Raw genomic sequence first — 23023 nt, forward strand, 5'->3', positions numbered from 1 at the left:
ATCTGTTAATCGTGTAACGTGTTTACGAAATAACCATTGTTAAACTGATCGAGAAGTTTTTGATAGTATTTCATTTGATCAATATTTTTGTTGGAAAGAGCGACTTCTGCACCTGACAATAGTTCACCCACGGTCAAGTCAGTCGATACACCACTGTCTTTATAAATGAGCTCAAGACTCAAGAGCGATGGATCGTTCAATAGTACGTTGATTTTTGCAGCTGTTAATTGCATAATCAAACGTTTTTCTTCAGTCATTGATTTCGACGAGCTTGTCATTAGTGCGGACAAGGCTTGCTGTCCTTCAAGCGTGCTGACATCATAAGCAATTCCTTGAATATAAACGATTGATCCATATTCGAACGATACTTTCTCATAATTGAAGATGTTTTTCCAGAAACCAATTGTATAGACCCCATAATCAAATTCTGGTGGCGGTGGTGTACAGTCTTCAACGGTAAGTGTCACATATCGTACCCAAGGATTTCCTGTACCTGGATCACCAGGATAAGCAGTTTCCGTTTCTCCATTAACGATTGTATCTAGGTGGAGGAAGACGTTAAATTGGAAACCGTCTGATTTTAGAACGCTTTCGTCCACACCAAGATAACTTGCTAACGAGGCGTAAGGAATTAAGAGATATGTTGGATCAACGAGGGATTTTGTTTTAAACTCATATGCGCCAGGACTACCGCGCTCAAGCAATTCACTTGTTAATCGAAAATCAATTTTAATGTTTTCAGGTACGTCGGCTAACGTCACTCCGTCATTTAAATCGATGACAATCTTTAAGCCTTCCGCGATAAACTCAAAATCAACGGCTCCAATGGGAATGTTTTGACCAGCATAGATAGTAGAATCAGAAGTCGAAGATACACACCATTGCGTCTCTCTAGTCGCTTCCGCCACATTTCCCTTCATAGGCAACAATGACAACACGAAGGCCAATACGACAAACCAGGATAACCACTTCCGATGTCTTTTCATGATTCTTCCTTCTTTCTTCTAGATGACTATTCGTGATGAACAGAAGGTGACAGCTATAGTTAGTTAATACCCGGGAAACAAAAAAATCATAGATTAAATGTGAAAAAACAAATGATAAAAAAGGATGAGTGATTGATTTATCCTTGGAAATAATGAAATTTAATTTTAAAAAGTATCTGCGCAGACATGATTTAATATTTCTAAACATTTTTATGTAAGCGCTTTAAGTGCTTATAAATAAGGAATCTCGCTTATATGATGTGAAAAAAGAGTGAAATGACCTATAAAAAAATTATTGATAATTGTCAGAATCTTTGTATAATTCAGAACTAAGACATCATAAAAAATTCTCAACTTCAGATTCACACAACAGGGAGGAACTTATTCATGGAAGCGATTCAAGGTATGTTACAAGGAAGCGTCGACTTTTTGAACAACATCTTATGGTCGTACGTATTGATCGCCGTTCTCGTTGGAGCCGGGATCTACTTCACGGTCAGAACACGTTTTATGCAGTTCCGTTACTTAAAAGAAATGTTACGTACGGTGACAGATAAATCGGACGTTACACTTTCAAAAGACGGGAAGAGTATTTCTTCAATGAAATCATTCTTTATCGGTGCCGCGACTCGAATCGGTACAGGTAACCTTGCCGGGGTCACGGTAGCGGTCACACTTGGTGGACCAGGAGCGGTCTTCTGGATGTGGATCGTCGCCCTTCTCGGTGGTGCGACAGCCATGATTGAAAGCACGCTCGCTCAAGTATACAAAGTGAAAGACGATGTCGCGTACCGCGGTGGTCCAGCTTACTACATCGAAAAAGGTTTGAACAACCGTGCACTTGGAATCGTATTTGCGGTTCTCATTGCTGTCACATTCGGACTCATCTTCAACTCTGTTCAATCGAACACAATCGCTGCAGCATTCGATAACGCATTTGGAATCGATGCGGCGATCGGCGGAGCAATCTTAGTTGTTCTTACTGGTCTTGTCATCTTTGGTGGTGTACAACGTGTCGCGAACTTCTCGGCGATCGTCGTACCAGTCATGGCTGTTCTCTACCTTGCCATCGCACTCTACGTTGTCGCTGTGAACTTTGCTGAACTTCCAGGCGTCTTCGCTATGATTTTCCAAAGCGCATTTGGTTTGAACGAAGCAGTCGGTGGTTCAATCGGTGCTGCAATCTCAATGGGTGTACGCCGTGGACTCTTCTCGAACGAAGCAGGTATGGGTTCTGCACCAAACGCAGCAGCTGCTGCTGAAGTATCGCACCCTGCGAAACAAGGTTTCCTTCAAGCACTCGGTGTATTCTTGGATACGTTGATCGTATGTACAGCAACTGCAGCGATCATCCTTCTCTCAGACAGCTACGCTGCTGGAAATGGTGAAGGGATTGTCCTTCTTCAAAACGCATTGACTGAACAAATCGGAGCACTTGCCCCAGCATTCATCGCTGTCAGCGTCTTCTTGTTCGCCTTCAGCTCGATCGCAGGAAGCTACTACTACGGTGAAACGAACATCGAATTCATTAAGAAGAGCAAAGGTGCAGTTCTTGGATTCCGTCTTGCGACAATGGCATTCGTCTTCATCGGAGCGGTCGCAAGCCTTGGATTCGTATGGAGCCTCGCTGACCTCTTCATGGCAGGGATGACATTGATCAACATCGCGGCAATCACATTGCTCGGTGGCGTTGCCTTCAAAGTTCTTAAAGATTACGAAGAGCAACGAGCTCAAGGTCTCAACCCACGCTTCTCGGCTCGTAAACTCGGTATCGAGAATACAGAGTGCTGGGATGTGGAAGAAGACGAAGTGGCACAAGGTACTGTTCAAGCAGCAGCAGCCGACGCTTCAAAATCATAATTCGTGAAATGCAACAAACAGGGACCCTGCTAATCGAGGTCCCTGTCTTTTTATGCATGATAACGTATCGGCTTGACGGTTTGTTCCGTCTCCGATTTGTTCAAATACAAGTAACTTCCGGCAACGAACAACGCACCACCGACAATATTACCGAGTGTGGCGAAGAATAGATTGTAAAGGGCACCGCTAAAGGTGACGAGGTCCGACGGTACATAGTGGAGCGCGAGAGCGAAAACGCCCATGTTCGCAATCGAGTGCTCGAATCCAGCGGCAAAAAATACGACGACCGGAAGCATCGTCAGCATAATCTTCGCGACATCATTGTTCGTTTTGAGTGGCATGAAGATGGCCAAACAGACGAGCACGTTACATAAGATTCCTTTCAAGAAAATAGCAAGGGCGTCTCCACCGATTTTCTTCGCGGCGACGACAGCAAGCAAATGGTCACCCGACACGTCACCCATGCTGTGAGCTCCGATGACGAGAAGCGATAGCATGACGGCACCGATCAAGTTACCGACCCAACTGAGTCCCCATATTTTTGCGAGGTCGAACCAAGCGACACGTCCCCGTTTTGCACCAGTGTAGAGATACATCGTGTTGCTCGTAAACAATTCTCCCCCCATCCAGACGATGAAGACGAGTGCCACTGAGAAACTGGCGCCCGCAATCAGCATCGTTCCGGGGACATCGATGAACATGTTTCCGACGGTGAATGAGAAGACGACTCCAATTCCGATTAAAAAGCCAGCGATTATCGATCGCAACATGTATTGAGGAAATGAATGTTGAAGCAATGATGATTTCTTAAATGCGGCTTCTTCCATATAATCGACGACTTGCTTTTCCATGAAAAGACCTCCTTTAGACCCTTTTAGTCTAGGAGGTCAACGTGAAGTTTGCAATTGTTTTCACAAACTTTCAAGAAGTTCTCAAGAAACCGTTCACATCGTTGCCACGAGTTCAACTTTGATGCGGTCCGGGTCTTCAAAAAATAGTGCTGTATAGTTTGGGCCTCCTGCGTGGGGGAAGCGGTCTGCGTACAATTCACGAAACCCGTGTGATGCGAGCTGTTGCCGAACTTCTTCTAATTGTGCGAGGGAAGACGCATGAAATGCCAAGTGGTTGAGACCAGTCTTTTTTCGGTGATACGGTGGCGCAAGGTGAGTCTTTTCCGTTTGAACGAACACGAGATATGTTTCACGGTATCGATAGCTCCGTCCTTCTGGCCAAGATTGATAGAGCGTGTAATCAAGTTGTTCACAGAGGAGCCATTCCCAGGCACGTATACTGTCGTGTAGGTTTGAAACGTAAAGCTCAACATGGTGAAGCATGAGAATCATCCTTTCGATGGACGTTTGAAAATGGTCCGTTCGGTATAATTGAACTATACAACGAATGAGGGAGGAAACGTATGGATCGGACAGGGCTCGTCTCAAATATTTTGATTGCCGGAAAGACCGGTGTCGGAAAGAGTGCGTTTATCAACTATATATATGGACATGACGTCGCCGAATCGCGTGCTGGAAGTCCGGTCACCGCAGAAGGACTTCACGAATATGAGTATTACGATTTAGAGCGGGGTATCTTGTTTCGTTTTTTTGATACGTGGGGGCTCGAAGCAGACCGCTCTGAAGAGTGGCATCAAGCGATCTTATCCATCGTCCATCAGCGTGAAGGCGCGCTCGATATCGCGGAGTGGTTTCATACAATTTACTACTTGTTGTCGGTGCAGTCAGGACGTGTCGAGGCATATGAGCTCGAGGCGATTTTAAAACCTTTATATGAGCGGGGGAGCAACGTCACCCTCATTCTGACTAACTTCAACGAAGACGACCCGATGAGTGTGCAAAAGGCAGAGGCGATGGAACGGGTATTGTTACGTGCACTACCGATTGAAGAAGAGAACATCATCCGTGTCAACAGTGTCGAAAAGAAGTTACTCACAGGAAAACACGTCCCGGTAAGAGGATACGAAGAGGTATGGAATCGGAATCGGACGAATCTATGGAAAGACATCGAGCGAAAACTTCCCATTAACTTGACGAATCATCTTCTTGAAGAGTTAGAGGATTGGCGAATTCGGAGTATCGCTTCTGCAGAGACGATTCGGATGCTGACCCCGCAAGCGATGATTAGTTGGAAAGCTAGAAAAATAGAGAAAGATTTAGAAAAGACGCTTGAAGAGGCCGCTTTGACGACGGAAGAGGCGATGGCAGAAGGGGTGCGTCATTATATCCAACTCATGCAGCGGTACCCGCTAGTCGGAGAGCAAGCAGACCTTTTGTTTAGAACAAGACGAGTTGAGCTCGGATTTGACTACTCGTTCGGAAAAACAGTTCGAAAGATGGTTCTCGGAATGATTCCTGGAGTGCACTTCATCTACTGGGCATTCAAGCGTCGGACGGCAGAGCGAGGCATTAAAAAGGCCATCGAGCAACAATATGCATCTGTAAGACAAACGATTGAAGAAGAGATTCGACGCGGCTTTGAGCGCGAGATGGGTCAGCTTGGTCGCACGCTCAACTCATAAGGGGGAAACGTAAATGGAATCGACGAAACGATTTGATTTTAAAGATTATGATTTAAAGGCAGAGCTCGAGCGGCTACGGGGCAATGTCAAAAAACCAAACATCCTCATCGCGGGAGCAACGGGAGCAGGAAAGAGTTCTGTTGTGAACTACGTGTTTGGACGTGATTTGACGAAAGTAGCAGCCGGGGAACCGGTCACAAGAGGAATTCATCAATATACGAGTGATGATATCGCAGTCACCTTGTTCGACAGCGAAGGATATGAGATTGGGAGTGCGCGGCAACAACATTACGAAGAGGAAGTCATCGGGTTTGTGGAGAACGCAAAGCGGCAAGAGGCATCCAAACGAATTCATCTCGTCTGGTATACCATCAACGCTGCGACAAAGCGTGTCACACCACTCGACAAGGCCTTGATTCGCCGTCTACGTGAATCGACCGCTGTCGCTGTCTTATTCACACAAATCGATCAGGTCGATTTAGAGGAACTGACGGCATTACGGAATGAACTGAATGGAATCCTTCCGGAAGAAGCGATCTTCCAAGTCAGCATTTCTTCGGAAATATTGAACGATGAAGCGTTGCGTCAATATGTGGATTGGGAACGACTGATTGCGTGGTCGGTTGAACAGCTAGATGCTTCCTTGCAGGAAGGGCTCTTGATGGAGATTCATGCAGAGAGTGAAGCGATGCTCAAGTTAAAGCGTAAAAAGGCGAATCGAATTATCTCTGGCTATGTCGCGAGCGCAGGAACGGCTGCTGCGGTTCCGCTCCCGTTTGCTGATGCCGTGGCATTGACGCCGATTCAGGTGACGATGAGCGTCCATCTATTTCGCTATTGGGGTGTCAAAGCGAGTGATGATTTGTTGAAGACGCTCATTGGAAGTACCATCATTCCACAAATCGGTCGCACGTTATCGAAAACGATCTTATTGAACGTCATGAAGTTTTTCCCGGGAGCGAACGCAGCGGCCGGTGTCATCAATGCGACCGTCGCATCAGGGATCACGTGGGCCATCGGACTCGCAATTAACGAAATCGCTTATCGTAATGCTATGGATTCATCGAAAACGATTGAACAGTTGTTAAATCAAGAGTTCGGATCGCTATTTGAACAGTTTTTGAAGCAAAAACCGAAGGCGGATCAACCCTCTTAACGCCTCCCATTTGTTAGACTACAAGTAAGTGTAGAGAGGGGGAGAAAAATGAAAAAGCGAATCTATATTACGCGTCGCTTGCCAGAAGAGGCAGTCGAACCGCTTCGCGATCAATACGATGTGCGCATGTGGAAGCATGAAGGGGAAAGTGTGCCGCGAGAGGTTCTTTTAGAAGAAGCGTCATCTGCGCATGCGCTCTGGACCATGCTCAGCGACACGATTGACCGTGAAGTGTTTGAGCGTGCCACACATTTAGAGGTCGTCTCCAATTTGGCGGTCGGATATAACAATATCGATTTGAACGCAGCGAAAGAGAATGGCGTCATCGTCACCAACACACCCGATGTCTTGACGGAAACGACAGCAGATTTGACGTTTGGTCTCATGATGATGACGGCACGACGTCTCGGAGAGGCGGAACGTGACTTGCGCGCCGGGGAGTGGAAGTCCTGGCTGCCGATGGGCTACGTCGGGATGGACCTTTATCAAGCGAAATTGGGTATCATCGGAATGGGGCGAATCGGTGAAGCGGTCGCACGTCGGGCAAGAGGATTTGACATGGAAGTTCTATACCATAACCGGACACGGCGACATGAGTCGGAGTCGATGTATGGCTTCACCTATGCGGAACTCGATGAACTATTGACACAATCCGATTTCGTCGTCGTTCTCGCACCGCTCACGGACGAGACACGGGGAATGCTCGGGGCTAAAGAGTTTGCCAAGATGAAGGAAACATCCATTTTCATCAATGTGGCTCGTGGAGAAATCATCGATGAACAGGCGCTATATGAAGCACTTAAAGCGAGGAAGATTTGGGGAGCGGGATTAGACGTATTCACAAAAGAACCAATCGACCTCGGTCATCCATTATTGACGCTTCCGAACGTGACGACATTACCGCATATCGGGAGTGCAACGATTCGGACACGTCTGGCGATGATGGCATTGAATCGAGATGCCATCACAAATGTGCTCGAAGGGAAAGAACCGAAGAATCGTTTGACGTAAGAAGAGCCTGACGCGGGTGCGTCAGGCTCTTTGTTACTATGTTAGAAACGTCGGATATTATCCGGATCTTCTACGTCATTTCGATAAGCACGATCATCGAGACCACGTAGTTTTTCCTCGCGATCTGGATTCTTCGTTTCTTTATCCAGTCTATCTTGCTCCGGGTCTACGGGATGGCTTGGGTCGACGGTCTGAGCCTCACGGTAAGGTTTTGAGTCGATTTCCAATCCATCGTCAGTATGACTACCGAGATGAGTCGATGATGCGTCTTGATATGGTTTCGAATCGACTGTCACCCCGTCTTGATGACGACGTTCAAAGTCTTCATCCACATAAACGAGGATTTTCCCGGCTTCTACATCGTCATAGTGACGTTTTACTTCCTCTTCGCTCAGTCCCATGTTGCGTAGACCAGCGTGCACGTCTTCATGACCGCTGAGGAACGCCCGAACCTTATCGAACCAGCTCGCTTGATGGGTCGCTTCCGTATGAACATCTGTATCACGTCTCAAAATCGAAACGTTGTCTTCATGTTTTGTGACGACATAAATGTGTGAGTCTTCATAACCTTTCGCTCGCAACTCCTCGATTTTCCCAAGTGCTGCATCCTGCGTGTCGTGCATGCTGATAAATCGTTTCTCATTCATAGTCGTTCCTCCTTATAATCGGCGATGATCTTCTAATCCAGAATGACCGCGTACAATCGGATCATCCTTTGTACCACGTGGATTCTCGTCGTGATCGTTAAATGGTTTCGCGTCAAAGGCGATCCCATCCGCTTTTTCCCCTTTATCATGATCGAGCTCACTGTCTTTTTTATACATGTTCGGATAGCGGTCGTACGAGTGTCGATCGATGTAGAGTAAAATTTGTCCTTCATCGATTGCATCATAATACTGTTCCGCTTCGGCATCGTTTAGCCCCATATTCCGTAACTCATCACGAATGCGGTCACTTCCGTGTAGGAATGCTTTGACACGGTCAAGCCAATTGACGTCACGGATACCGGACTCGGCATTTACATCCGTGTGGTCACGTAACGCAGAAATTTCCCCGTCCCGCTTGGCGACAACATGCATATTTTTTTCAGCTTCCCCTGCAGCTTTCAGCTCTTCCACTTTGTGCATGACTTCCTGTTCTGTCTGGAACAGGCCAATCATTTTTCGTTCTGACATCGAATACCCCCTTTAGAATTTCCAATCTAAAACAAGCGTCACAATAGGAGTAATTTCCGTTCTCGCCATAATCGAAACAAAAAACGCCATCTCCTAAGAGGAGTGGCGTGGTTAGTAATAAAGCATGAGCGTATCGTCTCCGAGAGAACAACGTGTACTCTTCCAGACGAACTCGATTAATGTCCAGATGGCCATAAAGCCACTGATCGCCATTAAAATGAGCGCGTAGAGTGGGGTCAACTGAATGATGAATGACCAACCAATTGTCATTAAGAGCGGTTGAATCAGAAAGATAGACATGATGTAGACGACAACGATGAGCAAGGCGAACGCAATACGCCGACCGAGCGTCTGGATGTAATGTCGAAAACGGGTCAATATGCCGAAGATAGCACCGGTCACGAGGACGGGTAACAGGAAGGCCAGATAATCAATTGGATACGTCGACATGGGGGCGGTGAATAGTCGACCGCTAAAGACATCGTCAATCACGAGCAGTAAGTTGGCGTAGGCAAATGCCAAAATCATACCTAGTAGCCAGCCGAAGCGGTTCCAAATCGTACGAGACGATTTGAGTGCTTCAATTTTTGTGTAGGCGAGGAAGGCAAGGTCGCGCACTTCGATTTCTTTTAACGAAAGCTTGGCTTCGTCCAATTGATTGACGGCCCAATCGAATTCCCGGTTTGCTTGCGCTTTTTCATGAGGTTTTAATTCATCCGAGGCATCAATCAACACGTGATAGCGTCGACGATATTCTTCATTTGTTTCGGGTTGTTCAATGAGGAAACGAGCGTATTCCTGAGGATCTTGGTTTAAAAGACTTTCGAGCGACTGACCACTTTTCTCTGCATGCCGGATATATCCAGCAAGTGCGAGTAGATGGCGATCCGCTTCTGCCTCATTTCCAAGTAGTTCGATGAGGCGCTGGCGCACGTCGTTAAAGAACTGTTGGACGTTCGGATCGTGAATCATATTCGGTTCCAGGGAGATTCCTCTCCTTTCTCAGTTTGTCATGGTCAAGCCGGAGGTTCGTCGTTATGAGAAAGTTTAAGTGACTCGAAATCACCTTGCTCGATACTTCGAATCAAAATTTCGCTTCCACCCATATTTGTCGAAAGCGGGATGGAGTAGACGTCACAAAGACGCATCAATGCGCTCACATCCGGTTCATGAGGTTGAGCAGTTAATGGGTCTCTGAAAAAGATGATCATATCCATCTCCCCGCGTGCGACGGCAGCACCGATTTCTTGGTCCCCTCCAAGCGGTCCGGATCGGAAGCAATGGACAGGCAAGCCGGTCGCTTCAGCGATTCGCTTACCCGTTGTACCGGTCGCAAACAACTGATGTTTCTTTAGTATATGGGTGTAAGTTTTAATGAGGACGATTAAATCATCTTTCTTCTTGTCGTGAGCCACTAAAGCGATATTCATCCTAAATTCCTCCTAACATGACGTCTCTTGTTATTCGTATCATATTTGACTTCATTTGGCACGATTTCTCTCTTAAACTAACGTACCCATTTCCAATGAATCGTAATAGTCATGTAAACGAATTGACTTACACTTCAGGTTTGATGATTTTGAAATATAGGTATGTATGAAATAGCACTGTTAAATAAAAACAATCATTTCATGTGAAAAAGGAGGAAGATTCGATGAACAACACAACGTATAACTTCAATACGTTCATGTCATGGCTACCAGAGCTTTTGCTGGCAATTGTTATTCTCGTAGTCGGTTATATCTTGGCGAAAGTATTGGAAAACGTGACACGTAAAGCATTGAAGAAGGCACGACTCGATGAGCGGGCCGGTATCAAAAAAAATGAGGAGAAAGGAGAAAAGTGGACCCCTGAACGCATTATCGGAAAAGTCGTGTTCTTTGGGGTATTACTCCTCGCATTCCTGATTATCTTTGAATTCATGAACGTTCCAGCCATTACGGAACCATTCAGTCAGATTTATGAAGGATTCTCTGGATTGATTATCGGTGTCATCAAAGCCGGCTTGATTTTACTCGTTGCCTGGGTCATCGCTACCCTGTTGAAAAAAGGGATTCAAATGGCGGGACATCGTTTGAATTTGAGCAAGTTGATGGAAAAAACGGGGCAAGAGTCGACAAGCGTCAACCAAACGAAATGGGTCGACACGGTCGCGAACATCGTCTTCTATCTCGTGCTCTTATTGGCATTACCGGCTGTACTTGACGCCCTTGGACTTCGTGGGGTCAGCGGACCATTCGAAGATTTATTGAACAATTTCCTCGGGTTCATTCCGAAACTTGTCGCAGCAGCGCTCATTTTCGCAATCGGGTATGTGGTGGCGAAGATTGTTCGCGACATTTTGACGAAATTCCTCGAAGCTGCAGGACTAGATCGCTTGGCAGAGCGATTCCATCTATCTGATTACGTGAAAGGATCGAGTCTTGCGAAGGCAATCGGTACAATCGTCTTCATCTTCATCATGATTCCGGTGACGATTTCGGCGCTTGAGGCGCTCGATATTCGAGGGATCTCGGAACCGGCGATTGCGATGCTCAATGATGTCCTTGTCATGATTCCAGACATTCTCGTTGCAATCGTCCTCGTCCTCGTCGGGGTGTTCGTTGCAAAATGGTTGAAAGGGGTCGTTGTATCACTTCTTGAAAATCTTGGCGTCAACTCGTTGGCTCAAAAAATGGGCTTCGGGGAACGTGCGTCTTCGATGTCAATTGCCCAAGTGGTCGGTGTCATTGTCCAAGTAATCGTGATCTTGCTCTTCGTATCCGAAGCGCTTCAAGTCGCGAATCTTGAGTTCATGGCATCCCTCGCGACAGCCATCTTTGCTTACTTGCCGATGGTCATTGCAGCACTCATCATCTTGGCAGTCGGATTCTGGTTGGCGAACATGGCAGAGCGATTAGTTGGAAGTGTACTTGTTGATGGAGCTGGACAACCGAGTGCGCTTCGCTACGTAGCGAAGTATGCGATTCTCGGACTCGTCTTCTTCATGGCAATTAGTCAGCTCGGCATCGCACCGATGATTGTCAATACAGCATTCCTTCTTATTCTTGGAGCTGTTGCCCTTGCCTTCGGTCTTGCTTTCGGTCTTGGTGGTCGCGAGACGGCTGCACGTTATTTGAAAAAGGCAGAGCGACGCATTGATGAAACGGAAGTTTCAAAAGAAGGTCTCGAGCAGGAGAAAGAACAGATGAGCCGCGAAGCGGAAGCTGCAAAACAACAAGCGAAGCAAGGCGTGGAGCAGTCGAAACATGAAGCGGAACAATCGAAACACGAGTTGAAGCGAGATGTTCAAAATCCAAAAGTTGACCATATTGATGGACCGGAACCGAATCCGTTCCATGAAAACATCACTCCGGATCAGGACAATCGATCACTTGATGATAACGATGGTCCGTTACGCCCATAATCGATGCTTGAACGGGTCTCCTACAAGGAGATCCGTTTTTTTGTGTTCAACTCAAGCATAAATCTGGTCGATAGTAAAAGAAAAGAGTGTAGGGGTGAGGGGAATGTTTGAACGTTTTCAACGGACGCTCGTGATGAACTATATCATCGGCTCAGGTTTGGCCGTCTTTGGAGTAGGTGGTGTCTTTATTTTTCAAACGCTTGACCTGTCCATTCGAGAGATTTTACTACTGTTAGGCATCATGTTGGGGTCAGGGATAGTTATGATTTTCTCAGAACTACTCTTATACCGTCGCCACATTCGACCGATACGACAGCTTTTTATGATCGAATCCCCATCGATTGACGAATTGACGTCGGCATTCGAACAAGCGAGTCGATTCCCGATTTTAACGGTGCAACGGATTTTAGGTCCTCATTTGTTTGGATTATCCATCCCGTCAATTGGTTTAACCGCCGTTTTTATTCAGATGGGGTGGATTGACTTACCTTATCGTTTGATCGGCTTGGCTGCAATCGGGGCCGTCATGATTGCGGTACTACATGCCTTGATTGAATATTTTTTGACGGTTCGATCGGTTGAGCCATTACTTGTATACATGAAAGAAAGGCATCTCGAACTTTATCATCTGCCTATTCATGCAACGTATCGATCATTTAGTGTCCGAACTAAATTATTGATCAGTATGCTCATTACGGGTATCTTTCCCATCATGTTGTTCATGTTGGCGTCGAGTGTCCAATTGTCGACTTCGACTCGAACGGATACGTATTGGAATTGGGCGCTCGTGATTCTTGTCATCATCGTCGGAATTGCGGTGTTATGCAGTTTCTTACTCTATGACAACATCAAACGTCCGATTGGATTTTTGACGTCCGGCATCGAACAGATGGAGTCGGGACAACTTCAGAAAATCGAGAATCCGTACTTAGATGAGTTCGCCCAACTGATTGGGGGATTCAATCAAATGGTTGAGACGGTAACTGCTCGTGAACAAGAAAACGCACAGCTGTTAGACAGTCTCTTCATTTTATTCGCAGCAACGCTCGATGCACGTGATCCCTACACAGCAGGTCATTCGGAGCGTGTCGCGATGTATTCCGTTGAGCTTGCTCGCGCCATTGGCTTACCGCATGCACAAGTCGATTTACTCAACAAGTCGGCACTTCTACATGACATCGGGAAAATTGGAATTCGAGATGACGTCCTACTAAAAGAAGGGAAGCTGACAGACGAAGAGTTTTCAAAAATTCAAGAACATCCGACCATTGGCATCCATATTTTGAGTCAAATTCATTTACCTGCATCGCTTCAACCGATTTTAGCCGGAGTTCGATCGCACCACGAACGAATCGATGGGAAAGGATACCCGGACCGCTTACATGCGGTCGACATTCCGTTATTCGGAAGAATCATGGCGATTGCCGATGCTTATGATGCCATGACATCAGATCGACCCTATCGGTCAGGGATGCCAGTGGAAAAGGCGCTTTCCATATTGGAGAGCGGTCGGGGAACACAATGGGACGCGGAATTTGTGGACGTATTCGTCCAGCTTCGTCGTCAGGGCATATCAGCATAAGAAAAGGAGCAGCACCTCGTGTGCCGCTCCTTTGTCATATAGTTTGAAAGGCATATACCCCGAATACAGCTCCAATGACGACAACGACGAGGTTGACCCGTAGTAGCGCCAGGAAAGTGGCTACCACTCCTCCGAATAAGGCAGACGAGGTGGTGGTGGTGGAGGATAGGACGCCCGGAAAAATCAAACTAGCCAGTACCGCATACGGGATGAAGGAAAGAAATCGTTTCATATATGCCGGTAACGCCAATTCCTTTAGCCAGAGTAGCGGGACGAGGCGAGGGATATACGTGACAAGTGCCAATCCTAGAACGAGTAGAAACAACGATATCATGTGACCTCTTCCTCCTTAAATACGAAAGCACCGATTCCGGCTGCGACAACGGTCGCGACGATGATTCGAATCCCATCTGAGATTGAGAAGAACGGGGTGATGACCCAATGGAGTATGGCTTGAATAATGATAGCTAAGCTTGCTACGACGAAGACAGGACGAGTCGTTAATGATGGAACGAGTAACCCGATGAACATCGCATATAGCGCAATCCCCATACTCGCCTGTAATGTGCTTGGAAGACCGAAGGCGAGGAAGACCCCCATCCACGTCCCGACATTCCAAGCAAGAAATGCGATTGTATTCAACCCGAGCACGAACATACCGGAACGGGCCTCTTGACGAGTAGAGGCGATGCTGAACGTTTCGTCGGTCACACCAAACGCGATGGTAGCCAATAGTCTTCGAGATGTACTCTCAATCCGTTGGGATAGTGAGGCGGACATTAAAAAATGGCGAGAGTTTAGAATGAACGTCGTCAAAATGATTTCCCAATACATCGAACCGGCCATCAGAAGTTGTACCGTAATGAACTGACTTGCCCCGGCAAAGATCAAAAAGGACATCGATAATGTGATAGCATTCGGCAAGTTGAAAGATTGTGCCAAAAGACCGAAGGCAATCGCAATCGGGATATATCCGATGGCGACGGGAATGCCGGCGCGTAGTCCTGCGCGAAACGTGGGTTGCGGTGAAGTTGGTGATGTGGGATGAATCGAAGTCGCCATGATAGCCCTCCTCCATAATTAAGATGATTTCTATGTCATTCGGGATGAATAAACGGTTTCCTGCTCAAATGATAAAAAAGAGGGTATACATGTATCGTTAAGGAGGGTGATCACATGAGTCGTGCTGAAGAATTTTTGGCATCCTATCATCGAATCGAGGACTACTTGAGTCGAGAGATGGGAGATGGGCAACATTTCAGTTTTAGTAACATGGTGAATCGGTTAGCGAAACAAAATCCAATCATCGACCGGTATAAAGAAGATTTACATCAGATGAGTCAACTACGAAATGCCATCGTCCATGAGCGGCGTGAACCTGATTTTATTATCGCGGAGCCACACGAGTCGCTTGTTGCATTGATTTTAGAAGTAGAGCGAGAGCTCCTTCATCCACGTCTCGTCATTCCATTATTTGCGAAATCGGTGGTGACGTTTCAGTCGGAAGATTTTTTGACGGAAGTACTCCGGGAGATTCGAGATAAAAATTATTCGCAATTCCCTGTATATCATGACAATGGGTCTTGGCGCGGACTGTTGACGAAAAAAGGAGTGACCAGTTGGCTAGCCGAAACAATCGACGGGCCCAACTTGTCACTCAAAGGAGTTCGGGTGAAGCACGTGCTCCACCACGATCCGCATATGCACCGGTATCGATTCATTCGAAAGGATGCGACCGTAATCGAGGCACAGCACTGCTTTACGCAAATGAAAGAGGGCGCACGATATGACGCCCTTCTGATTACAGAGACCGGAAATCCGGATGAACCGCTACTCGGCATCATCCGTCCTCAAGATTTATTGAACGCGCTCCGTTGAGGCGAGATGTTCAATGGCGACCTCATATTGGGTAACGGTGTTGCCGAGGACGATTGGTTTCACTTCTGAAGTCCCGTCATCACGTTTCTTATGGGCGTGCTTATAAGCATTGCTGTCGCGCCAGTTCTCAAAGCTGTCTGCATCACGCCACGTGGTCATGATGACGACATGATCCATCGCCTCATCAGACGTATCCGTCAACACTTGCATACGGACAAAGCCATCCATCGCTTCGATTCCTTTAGTCGTTTCGAAGCGTGCTTTGACCGCGTCGGCCTTTCCTTTTTCAACGTCTAGTTTGTTCATCACAATCCACATCCCACATTTCCCCCTATACGAATAAGATGACTCCATTATAACGTGAACAGGGAAATGCCTGAAAAAGGATGCTCACTCAACGTTTGCTCCACCATTCTTCGAACGCCCAGTTCTTCTGCTTCATCATCGTCGCTTCAGTGACACCGACATAACGCAAATGCCAAGGTTCGTAATTGTATCCCGTGATTTTCTCTTTTCCTTTTGGATAGCGGACGATAAATCCATAGAGATGGGCGTTTTGAAGCATCCATTTCCCTTCAGGCGATCGGTCGAAGGATTCATATAGGCCTAGACGCATGCGTTGACTCGTCATATCAACGGCGAGACCCGTTTGATGTTCACTATGACCGGGACGTGCCACATATTTTGAAGCATATGCGACCCCACGTGTGTTGACGTAATAGGCATAGAGTGACTTTTGTGTCGAGTAAGATCGGTAGGCGCTAAGGGCGTATAACGTATGACCTTGCTTCCGACCGGCGTAATATAGTTTAGCCAAAGCGTATGCTGCTTCCGCTGTCATCAAGGTCCGTTCACTCCCTTTTTGATAAACAGTTGGAATGGTTAATGTGACAAGTTGTGGGGAACGGTAAGTGGACGGGAGTGCATTCGCCTTGTTGACTAGTCGTAAACGGTCTGCAGAAGGCATTTTAGGGATGCCGGCTTTCAAGTTGGCAGAGGGAGTGAAGTACTTCGTATTTCCGATATAGACGTTCGACCAGCTCCGGTTATAGGTCGTGTAGCGGACCGGGACGTTCGTTCGTAGCGTCTTAAGAATTGGAGAAGATTGCATGGCACGACCGTACAAATACGTCGTTTTAATCGTATAACCTGGTTGTGGGGACGAGGATGCCGCTGTCACCGGCGACACTTGAAACAACAGCAAACAAATGATCAAGATACGCAAGGACTTCATGGCAAAACGCCTCCTCGAGAGTTAGATGATGTTCCTTTTCCCTTTTTTCTGAAAGAGTGCACATCTTTTATCCGCCCACAGGTCGGAAGAGGATACGCCTAGGGCCCGATGAAGGTGAGCATGAAATCCGATACAATAAAGATAACGAATGAGATCGTAGAGAGGAGTGAGCGAATGGAAGCTTTAATTGGGTTACCGCTCTTATTGCTCGTCCTATTCTTTGCCTTTTTATACTTTAATATTAAAGGGCTATCGAATATGTGGAAGGACTATAATCGAACGAAATCGATGATTCCGCTCGGATTCTTCATCGTCGGGATTATCGGGATTTTCACAGGGGTGTGGACGTGGCTCGTCATTTTGATTTATTACGTCGTCCGACCGAAAGAATAAACACTGTATGCAGACGCATACAGTGTTTTTGCTATACTGAGGACGAGGTGTTGAGATGGAGAAATTGATAAAAGCATGGTTTATCGTGACGTTGATCACGTTTGGAATCTTTAAGCTCGGTGAAGTGCTGACGACCCCTTACTCGGAAACACCGGGTGAAGGGAATCTATACTGGATTGTTCTCTTGATTGGATGGCCGTTTCTTTTATTGTTTGTTTGGATCACCATTCGTTTGACACATCGAGTCGTCGCATCCGTGCGACCGTTTGGAAAGGTCAGTTTAGCGATCGGAAGTTTCGTCATGGCCGGTATAGCTTGGATGACTAACCAATCACAGGCGACGTCTCTTCGAGAAGGGATTCGTTTATCAGCCAATGAGTCGTACGCAGAAGGATGGAACCAGTTCACGAATATCATCTATATGAACCAGCTGACGTTCTTCCTTTTGACGGTCAGTTGTATGGGAGTAGGAATTCTCTCATCATTCTTCCTGAACAAAAAACAGCGAGACGAAGCCGTGTGAGCTTCGTCTCGCTGTTTTTATAGGTGTTCTTTATAAAGACGTGCATAGCGATCCGCAGCGATGATGGCGTCAGCAACTTCTTCAGGTGTAACATCGAAACCGCTATGAATCGTTTCGCCATCTGCCGTGGCCGCTTTCCCGACCTTCAAGATATCGTCTCGAGATGCATCTTTCAATTTGATATCTTCAAGTGTGACCGGTAAGTCGAGTGCCATATAAAAGGCAACATACTGCTCGAACTCTTCTTGAGGGCGTCCTTCGAGTGCGAGTTGCACGAGTGTTCCAAATGCAACTTTTTCACCGTGCGTCAAATGGTGGATGTCTCCTTCAAGTGCGGTGAATCCATTGTGAATGGCATGGGCTGCAGCCAAGCCACCACTTTCAAAGCCGAGCCCGCTCAATAAGGTGTTGGCTTCCACAACAGCTTCAAGCGCAGGTGTGACGACTTTTGCTTTCACAGCTTCATACGCTTGAATCCCATATGTGAATAGAACCTCTTCACACCGTTCGGCAATCGCCTCCGCTGCAAGTGTCGGGACACCGCCAGCCATCGTCTTGCCTCCGAATGCCAGGACACTTCGCACTTCCACCCATGTGGCCAATGCATCGGCAATACCTGACGCTAAGAAGCGTGGCGGTGCTTGTGCAATCAATTCCGTATCCACAAGGACGAGATCCGGATTCTTTTTATAGAAACGATAGCTTTCGAAATTGCCTTCATCTGTATATATGACCGACAATGCGCTCGTCGGTGCATCCGTAGAGGCGATGGTCGGTACAATGACGATACGCGCATCCAATTCATCTGCGACCGCTTTTGCTGTATCGAGCGTTTTCCCACCGCCGAGACCGATAACAAACGCTGTTTCATGCTTCTTAGCGTCTGTAGCGATTCGAGTGATTTCGTGCTTCGACGCTTCTCCGATGAAATCAGCTTTCGTCGCCTTGAGCTGGCTCGCTTGCAGAGACTGGGTCACCCGTTCGCCGATCAACTCCCATACGACGTCATCCGCGATGAGTAAAGCGTTGGAACCGAAGTGAGCGACAAACTCTCCGATGCGATCAATCGTTTGTTTCCCTTGCACATACTTGGCCGGACTGATGAAAATGCGTTCTGACATAGTGAACTCCATCCTTTCATATCAGGTTTGGTGTAAGTGCTTACAAGGCAATCATACTACAACTGGTAAAGAATATACGTGAAGATTACATGAAGAACGGCAGCTGACCAAGCACAAGCAATAGGATGATGATGGCGACAACAATGAGAAATCCCCAGTCGTTCATTCGTTTCGTCATAGCACACGTCTCCTTCATGGGTTGGAATTGCAATTCTTCCTCAGTATAGAAGGTGGTAAGAAAAAGGGAGGATGAATAAATAACCAGGTTAAAAAAAGTTACGCCTTGTCGTGAGCGGACAGGTCATCGGGTTTAACAGATGATGAATCGGGAACACTAGAGTCGTATGTTGATTTTCTTGAAGGAGGAATTGAGTATGTCGAAACATGTACTGATTGTCACAACGTCAGCAAATCAATTATCAAATGGTCATGCAACGGGACTATGGCTTGAAGAGTTTGCCGTTCCTTATTTATTGTTCGAAAAAGAAGGGTATAAAGTGACGGTCGCGAGTATCGAAGGTGGAGACGTGCCAATCGACGCGAATAGTTTAGAAGATGGTTTGTCAGAAGACATTCTCAACACACGGGAATTGCTTAAAGACACAGCCCGTCTCGATCAAGTCGCAGACGAGTCGTACGATGCAATCTTCTTACCGGGAGGTCACGGAACAGTTGTCGATTTCCCAGGGAATGAAACATTACAACGTGTCATTCGTAACGTATACGAAAGTGGAAATATTGTCGGGGCAGTTTGTCACGGACCAATTGGATTGGTCAATGTGAAACTCAGCAACGACGAGCCACTCGTTAAAGATAAACAGGTGACAGGGTTTACCGATGCGGAAGAAAAAGAGATGCAACTCGATTCTGTCGTACCGTTCTTACTTGAAACGGGACTACGCAATCAAGGCGGGCAGTTCAAAGGAGCTGACAACTGGGCGGTGAACGTGGCAGTTGACGAACGTCTCGTCACTGGTCAGAACCCTCAGTCTTCTGAAGCGGTCGGGAAAGAACTTGTTAAGCTACTCGGATAATCGTGTGAAGCAACTTCGAATGTCGAAGTTGCTTTTTAGTGTTTGGACATATGTCCTATTCAAGTCTTCTTTCTTTTCGTAAAGTCAGACGGAGAGAAAGGGGAATGACATGGGAATTTTATTTGCCATCTTATCAGGGACGTTCATCGCCCTTCAAGGAATCTTTAATGCAAAACTAGGAGATGCGGTAGGCGCATGGATGTCCGTCACCATCGTTCATTTTGTCGGACTTCTGTTGGCACTTGCGATTTACTTCTTCAAGCGAGATGCGGACATGACAGCCTTCAAGCGCGTACCTTGGTATTATAGTTTAGGAGGATTGTTCGGTGTATTCGTTGTCTTCGGCGAATTGACGGCGATTCAACAACTAGGGGTCACATGGGCAATCTGTGTATTGCTTGTGGCACAATTAGTAGGAGCCTTCATCATCGATTTGAATGGTTGGTTTGGTGTCAAACGGAAACCGATGAACACGGGACAGGTCATGGGACTCGTCTTGATGGTTGTTGGAATCGGAATCTATACATTTTCTTAAGGAGTTCACTTTACATGATGGATATTATGGATGCACTGAAACGATTGCAGTGGAATCATCTGTTTTCGAATGAAACGCTTGAGTCTTCGTCCGTGGTGACATATGCGTCTGGGACCATGTTATGTTCGAACGATCAGCACATCGAATCTTTATTCGTCGTCCTTGAAGGGCGTGTCAAAATTTATACGCTCAGTGAAGAAGGGAAATTGCGATTGTTGCGTCTGAAGGCTGCTCCAACATTGATTGGAGATATCGAATATGCGAGCGGGCGCAATGTATTGCATACGGTTGAAGCGGTTGGTCCCGTAACATGTCTGCGCATCCCTTTCGAGGCGCTTCGAAGATATAATCGAACGGTCGAATTCACGGAGCATCTGTTACGAGGCGTGTCCGAAAAATTATTCATTGAGGCGAACGCCTCGTCGAATCATCTCATGTCGACTTTAGAAGAGCGCTTGGCCGGTTACTTGATTTCACTCAGTGAATCAGGGAATGAACTGTTTCAAGCGGAGATGAGTCAACTGAAGCGTAAAGAAGTCGCAGAGTGGCTAGGGACGAGTTATCGTCACTTGAACCGAACGTTGCAGGCATTCGTGGATGAAGGATTGGTCAAACGAACGAGAAAAGAAGTCATCATTTTAAATAGTGAGCGATTGAAAGAACGTGCGAACGGCATGTTTTATGAGTAAGGAGGGGTTATATGATTTTTGGTATCATCTGTTCGGCTGTGGCTGGGGCATTTATTAGCGTACAGGCGGCGGTCAACGCGAAAATGAACACAAATTTAGGGGCTTGGGCCACCACCGTATTGGTCTTTATCGTTGGTTTAGTCGGATCCATCATCCCGTTGTTATTATTTGGAGGAAACCTTGCTGGATTACGTGACTTGTCGCCAATCTATTGGCTTGGTGGTTTGCTTGGGGTCGGGGTCGTGTACTGTGTCATGCGCAGCATCCAGTTACTCGGACCCACGTTGTCTGTGTCACTCATTCTCGTGTCACAACTCATTTGGGCGTTAGTCGTCGATTTATATGGCGCCTTCGGGATGCCTCAAATCACGTTATCGGCCGGACAAATTGTAGGGCTCACCATCCTTCTTGTCGGGGTCATTCTCTTTAAACAGTCTCAGACGGCGGCTATCGCCAAACAAGCTGTCAACGAAGCCACTTCTTGAGGAGTGGCTATTTTTCTGAGCAAAACGGGTACAGGTTGGTAACGATTTTTTGATAAAATGAAGCAGTATGGTTTAAAAATTAGCTGAGGTGATGAAAAAAGTGGATTCTTCCATAGTGATTGATTTGTTGATTGTTTTGTTTTTGATTGTGTTGAACGGGATTTTTGCGATGACAGAAATTGCGCTCATCTCATCGAAACCTGCAAAACTTGAGGTTGAAGCAAATCGAGGGAAACGAAGTGCAAAGATTGCGCTTCATTATTCGAAAGACCCGACAGATTTGTTGTCGACCGTTCAAGTCGGAATCACATTGATTGGGATTATTAACGGGGCCTACGGGGGCGCGCGCTTCTCGGCACCGCTCGCATCGGCGTTTGAACAAGCTGGGATGAGTACGCAGTATGCCGGAACCGTTGCTTATGTGGCCGTCGTTACAATCATCACGTATCTATCCCTGATTATTGGTGAATTGGTCCCGAAACGGATTGCGCTCGTTTCGCCTGAGAAAGTCACGATGGCGATTATTCCTTCGCTCGATTTATTCAGTAAAGTGATGAAACCGTTCATTTGGATTTTATCGAAATCGACACTCTTTTTGTTCAAATTGTTAGGGTTGAAGGCGGAACAGACGAGTGGGGAGACTGAGCTCGAGATCAAACAACTCTTGTTTGAAGGCGCCCAGCAAGGGCAGTTCGCTCATGAAGAAGTTCGACAAGTCGAACGGGTCTTTGCGTTTCATGATCAATTGATTTATGAGCTCATGCAACCACGGACGACGCTCGAATGGGTCGACTTAGAAGATGACATGGACGATATGAAGAAATCGATCTATGAAAGTAAACATAACAAGTTACCGGTTGGACGCGACTCGCTTGACGATTTTGTCGGGTACATCGACGTACGTGACATCTTGACGTTGCCGACACTGCGTGAGCCGTCACAGATTTTGAAGCGCATCAAACAGCCGCTCATCGTTCCAAAACAGCGAGAGGCGAGCCAGGTGCTTCAAATGATGCAGAAAAATGGTGTGGAAATCGCCTTTGTTTTAGACGAATACGGCGGATTCCTTGGTATGGTCACCTTGTTCGATATTTTAGAAGAAATCGTCGGAGAGGTGATGATTGAAGAGGATACACCAGAAGTGGTACGTCGTGAAGATGGGTCGTATTTGGCGGATGGGTTACTCGGGATTGAGGATTTGAAGCGAACGTTCGAGATTCGGGATGACCGATTCGACGAAGGGCGCAACTCCTATCATACGCTCGCGGGACTCGTCATTTACGCACTCGGCGATTTTCCGAAACGGGGCGATGTGGTCGAAGCGTACGGTCTTCGCTTTGAAGTCGTGGATATGGACGGAAAACGTGTCGACCAAGTACTTGTCTCAGAACTACATGAACCAATTACAGAAGAGGACTGATG

The 23023-nt window shown here is 46.8% G+C and carries 26 protein-coding genes; 14 read left to right on the forward strand and 12 right to left on the reverse strand.

Annotation, left to right across the window (positions count from 1 at the left end; genetic code table 11):
• Positions 1 to 5: 5 nt before the first annotated feature.
• Positions 6 to 986, reverse strand: coding sequence for a hypothetical protein (locus tag Q9R25_RS10930; protein WP_311283163.1), 981 nt, complete (start codon positions 984 to 986; stop codon positions 6 to 8).
• 387 nt (positions 987 to 1373) lie between these two features.
• Between Q9R25_RS10930 and Q9R25_RS10935 the strand changes: the two genes are divergently transcribed.
• On the forward strand, positions 1374 to 2846 hold the full coding sequence (locus Q9R25_RS10935) for an alanine/glycine:cation symporter family protein (protein WP_214784444.1): 1473 nt from the start codon (positions 1374 to 1376) through the stop codon (positions 2844 to 2846).
• 50 nt (positions 2847 to 2896) lie between these two features.
• On the opposite strand, the gene Q9R25_RS10940 is transcribed toward Q9R25_RS10935, so the two are convergent.
• Positions 2897 to 3697 (reverse strand): formate/nitrite transporter family protein, encoded by an 801-nt coding sequence (locus tag Q9R25_RS10940; RefSeq protein ID WP_214691372.1) that lies wholly within the window; start codon positions 3695 to 3697, stop codon positions 2897 to 2899.
• 93 nt (positions 3698 to 3790) lie between these two features.
• Positions 3791 to 4180, reverse strand: a complete 390-nt coding sequence (locus tag Q9R25_RS10945; protein WP_214685001.1) for a VOC family protein — start codon at positions 4178 to 4180, stop codon at positions 3791 to 3793.
• Between the two features lie 80 nt (positions 4181 to 4260).
• Between Q9R25_RS10945 and Q9R25_RS10950 the strand changes: the two genes are divergently transcribed.
• The 3 genes from Q9R25_RS10950 to Q9R25_RS10960 are packed head-to-tail and all read left to right on the forward strand — an operon-like array spanning position 4261 to position 7546.
• Positions 4261 to 5379 carry a GTPase gene (locus Q9R25_RS10950; protein ID WP_311283165.1) on the forward strand — a complete coding sequence of 373 codons (1119 nt, stop codon included), beginning with the start codon at positions 4261 to 4263 and terminating at the stop codon, positions 5377 to 5379.
• Between the two features lie 13 nt (positions 5380 to 5392).
• Complete coding sequence (locus tag Q9R25_RS10955; protein ID WP_074035126.1) at positions 5393 to 6535, forward strand: YcjF family protein; 1143 nt, start codon at positions 5393 to 5395, stop codon at positions 6533 to 6535.
• A 48-nt stretch (positions 6536 to 6583) separates the two neighbouring features.
• Complete coding sequence (locus tag Q9R25_RS10960) at positions 6584 to 7546, forward strand: 2-hydroxyacid dehydrogenase (RefSeq protein WP_214691369.1); 963 nt, start codon at positions 6584 to 6586, stop codon at positions 7544 to 7546.
• A gap of 41 nt (positions 7547 to 7587) precedes the next feature.
• Here the strand turns inward: Q9R25_RS10960 and Q9R25_RS10965 are convergent, their stop codons facing one another.
• From Q9R25_RS10965 to mgsA, 4 genes are all read right to left on the reverse strand, one after another.
• Positions 7588 to 8193, reverse strand: coding sequence for a YflT domain-containing protein (locus tag Q9R25_RS10965; RefSeq protein WP_214691368.1), 606 nt, complete (start codon positions 8191 to 8193; stop codon positions 7588 to 7590).
• Between the two features lie 12 nt (positions 8194 to 8205).
• Positions 8206 to 8721, reverse strand: a complete 516-nt coding sequence (locus Q9R25_RS10970) for a YflT domain-containing protein (RefSeq protein WP_078146037.1) — start codon at positions 8719 to 8721, stop codon at positions 8206 to 8208.
• 111 nt (positions 8722 to 8832) lie between these two features.
• Positions 8833 to 9693, reverse strand: coding sequence for a hypothetical protein (locus Q9R25_RS10975; protein ID WP_078146038.1), 861 nt, complete (start codon positions 9691 to 9693; stop codon positions 8833 to 8835).
• Between the two features lie 44 nt (positions 9694 to 9737).
• Positions 9738 to 10151: a methylglyoxal synthase gene (mgsA, locus tag Q9R25_RS10980; RefSeq protein WP_078146039.1), complete on the reverse strand. Its 414-nt coding sequence runs from the start codon at positions 10149 to 10151 to the stop codon at positions 9738 to 9740.
• Positions 10152 to 10375: 224 nt separating this feature from the next.
• Here mgsA and Q9R25_RS10985 point away from each other — a divergent pair, with 224 nt between their 5' ends.
• Together Q9R25_RS10985 and Q9R25_RS10990 are read left to right on the forward strand one after the other, a co-directional pair.
• Positions 10376 to 12127, forward strand: a complete 1752-nt coding sequence (locus tag Q9R25_RS10985; RefSeq protein WP_311283166.1) for a mechanosensitive ion channel — start codon at positions 10376 to 10378, stop codon at positions 12125 to 12127.
• A 103-nt stretch (positions 12128 to 12230) separates the two neighbouring features.
• Positions 12231 to 13709 (forward strand): HD-GYP domain-containing protein, encoded by a 1479-nt coding sequence (locus Q9R25_RS10990; RefSeq protein ID WP_214691366.1) that lies wholly within the window; start codon positions 12231 to 12233, stop codon positions 13707 to 13709.
• Between the two features lie 34 nt (positions 13710 to 13743).
• Here Q9R25_RS10990 and Q9R25_RS10995 read toward each other — a convergent pair whose 3' ends face one another.
• Entirely contained in the window at positions 13744 to 14043 is a 300-nt protein-coding gene (locus Q9R25_RS10995) for an AzlD domain-containing protein (RefSeq protein WP_196431716.1), read from the reverse strand.
• On the reverse strand, positions 14040 to 14771 hold the full coding sequence (locus Q9R25_RS11000; protein WP_159563266.1) for an AzlC family ABC transporter permease: 732 nt from the start codon (positions 14769 to 14771) through the stop codon (positions 14040 to 14042). Before Q9R25_RS11000 ends, Q9R25_RS10995 begins: the two co-directional genes overlap by 4 nt.
• Positions 14772 to 14885: 114 nt before the next feature.
• On the opposite strand from Q9R25_RS11000, the gene Q9R25_RS11005 reads away from it, so the two are divergent.
• A complete protein-coding gene (locus Q9R25_RS11005; RefSeq protein WP_074035110.1) occupies positions 14886 to 15587 on the forward strand; it encodes a CBS domain-containing protein in 702 nt (233 codons plus the stop codon).
• Here Q9R25_RS11005 and Q9R25_RS11010 read toward each other — a convergent pair.
• Positions 15567 to 15905: an antibiotic biosynthesis monooxygenase gene (locus tag Q9R25_RS11010; RefSeq protein ID WP_074035108.1), complete on the reverse strand. Its 339-nt coding sequence runs from the start codon at positions 15903 to 15905 to the stop codon at positions 15567 to 15569. The genes Q9R25_RS11005 and Q9R25_RS11010 overlap by 21 nt on opposite strands.
• Before the next feature lie 76 nt (positions 15906 to 15981).
• Positions 15982 to 16821 carry a M15 family metallopeptidase gene (locus Q9R25_RS11015; protein WP_159563267.1) on the reverse strand — a complete coding sequence of 280 codons (840 nt, stop codon included), beginning with the start codon at positions 16819 to 16821 and terminating at the stop codon, positions 15982 to 15984.
• A gap of 174 nt (positions 16822 to 16995) precedes the next feature.
• Between Q9R25_RS11015 and Q9R25_RS11020 the strand changes: the two genes are divergently transcribed.
• Both Q9R25_RS11020 and Q9R25_RS11025 read left to right on the forward strand, forming a co-directional pair.
• Entirely contained in the window at positions 16996 to 17214 is a 219-nt protein-coding gene (locus Q9R25_RS11020) for a hypothetical protein (protein ID WP_147538337.1), read from the forward strand.
• Positions 17215 to 17269: 55 nt separating this feature from the next.
• Positions 17270 to 17737, forward strand: a complete 468-nt coding sequence (locus Q9R25_RS11025) for a hypothetical protein (protein ID WP_311283167.1) — start codon at positions 17270 to 17272, stop codon at positions 17735 to 17737.
• Between the two features lie 17 nt (positions 17738 to 17754).
• Here Q9R25_RS11025 and Q9R25_RS11030 read toward each other — a convergent pair whose 3' ends face one another.
• Positions 17755 to 18858, reverse strand: coding sequence for a glycerol dehydrogenase (locus Q9R25_RS11030; protein ID WP_074035103.1), 1104 nt, complete (start codon positions 18856 to 18858; stop codon positions 17755 to 17757).
• 374 nt (positions 18859 to 19232) lie between these two features.
• On the opposite strand from Q9R25_RS11030, the gene Q9R25_RS11035 reads away from it, so the two are divergent.
• The 5 genes from Q9R25_RS11035 (at position 19233) to Q9R25_RS11055 (ending at position 23021) form a co-directional block, all read left to right on the forward strand.
• On the forward strand, positions 19233 to 19892 hold the full coding sequence (locus Q9R25_RS11035) for a type 1 glutamine amidotransferase domain-containing protein (protein WP_311283168.1): 660 nt from the start codon (positions 19233 to 19235) through the stop codon (positions 19890 to 19892).
• A gap of 109 nt (positions 19893 to 20001) precedes the next feature.
• On the forward strand, positions 20002 to 20427 hold the full coding sequence (locus Q9R25_RS11040) for a DMT family transporter (protein ID WP_015880345.1): 426 nt from the start codon (positions 20002 to 20004) through the stop codon (positions 20425 to 20427).
• Between the two features lie 14 nt (positions 20428 to 20441).
• Positions 20442 to 21116: a Crp/Fnr family transcriptional regulator gene (locus Q9R25_RS11045; RefSeq protein ID WP_074035100.1), complete on the forward strand. Its 675-nt coding sequence runs from the start codon at positions 20442 to 20444 to the stop codon at positions 21114 to 21116.
• Between the two features lie 11 nt (positions 21117 to 21127).
• Positions 21128 to 21601, forward strand: coding sequence for a DMT family transporter (locus Q9R25_RS11050; protein ID WP_031424261.1), 474 nt, complete (start codon positions 21128 to 21130; stop codon positions 21599 to 21601).
• Between the two features lie 91 nt (positions 21602 to 21692).
• Positions 21693 to 23021 (forward strand): hemolysin family protein, encoded by a 1329-nt coding sequence (locus Q9R25_RS11055; protein ID WP_159563271.1) that lies wholly within the window; start codon positions 21693 to 21695, stop codon positions 23019 to 23021.
• The last annotated feature ends 2 nt before the right edge of the window (positions 23022 to 23023 follow it).

Origin of the sequence: Exiguobacterium sp. BG5(2022), from assembly GCF_031844365.1 — a bacterium.
In the GTDB taxonomy this organism is placed as follows: domain Bacteria; phylum Bacillota; class Bacilli; order Exiguobacteriales; family Exiguobacteriaceae; genus Exiguobacterium; species Exiguobacterium profundum.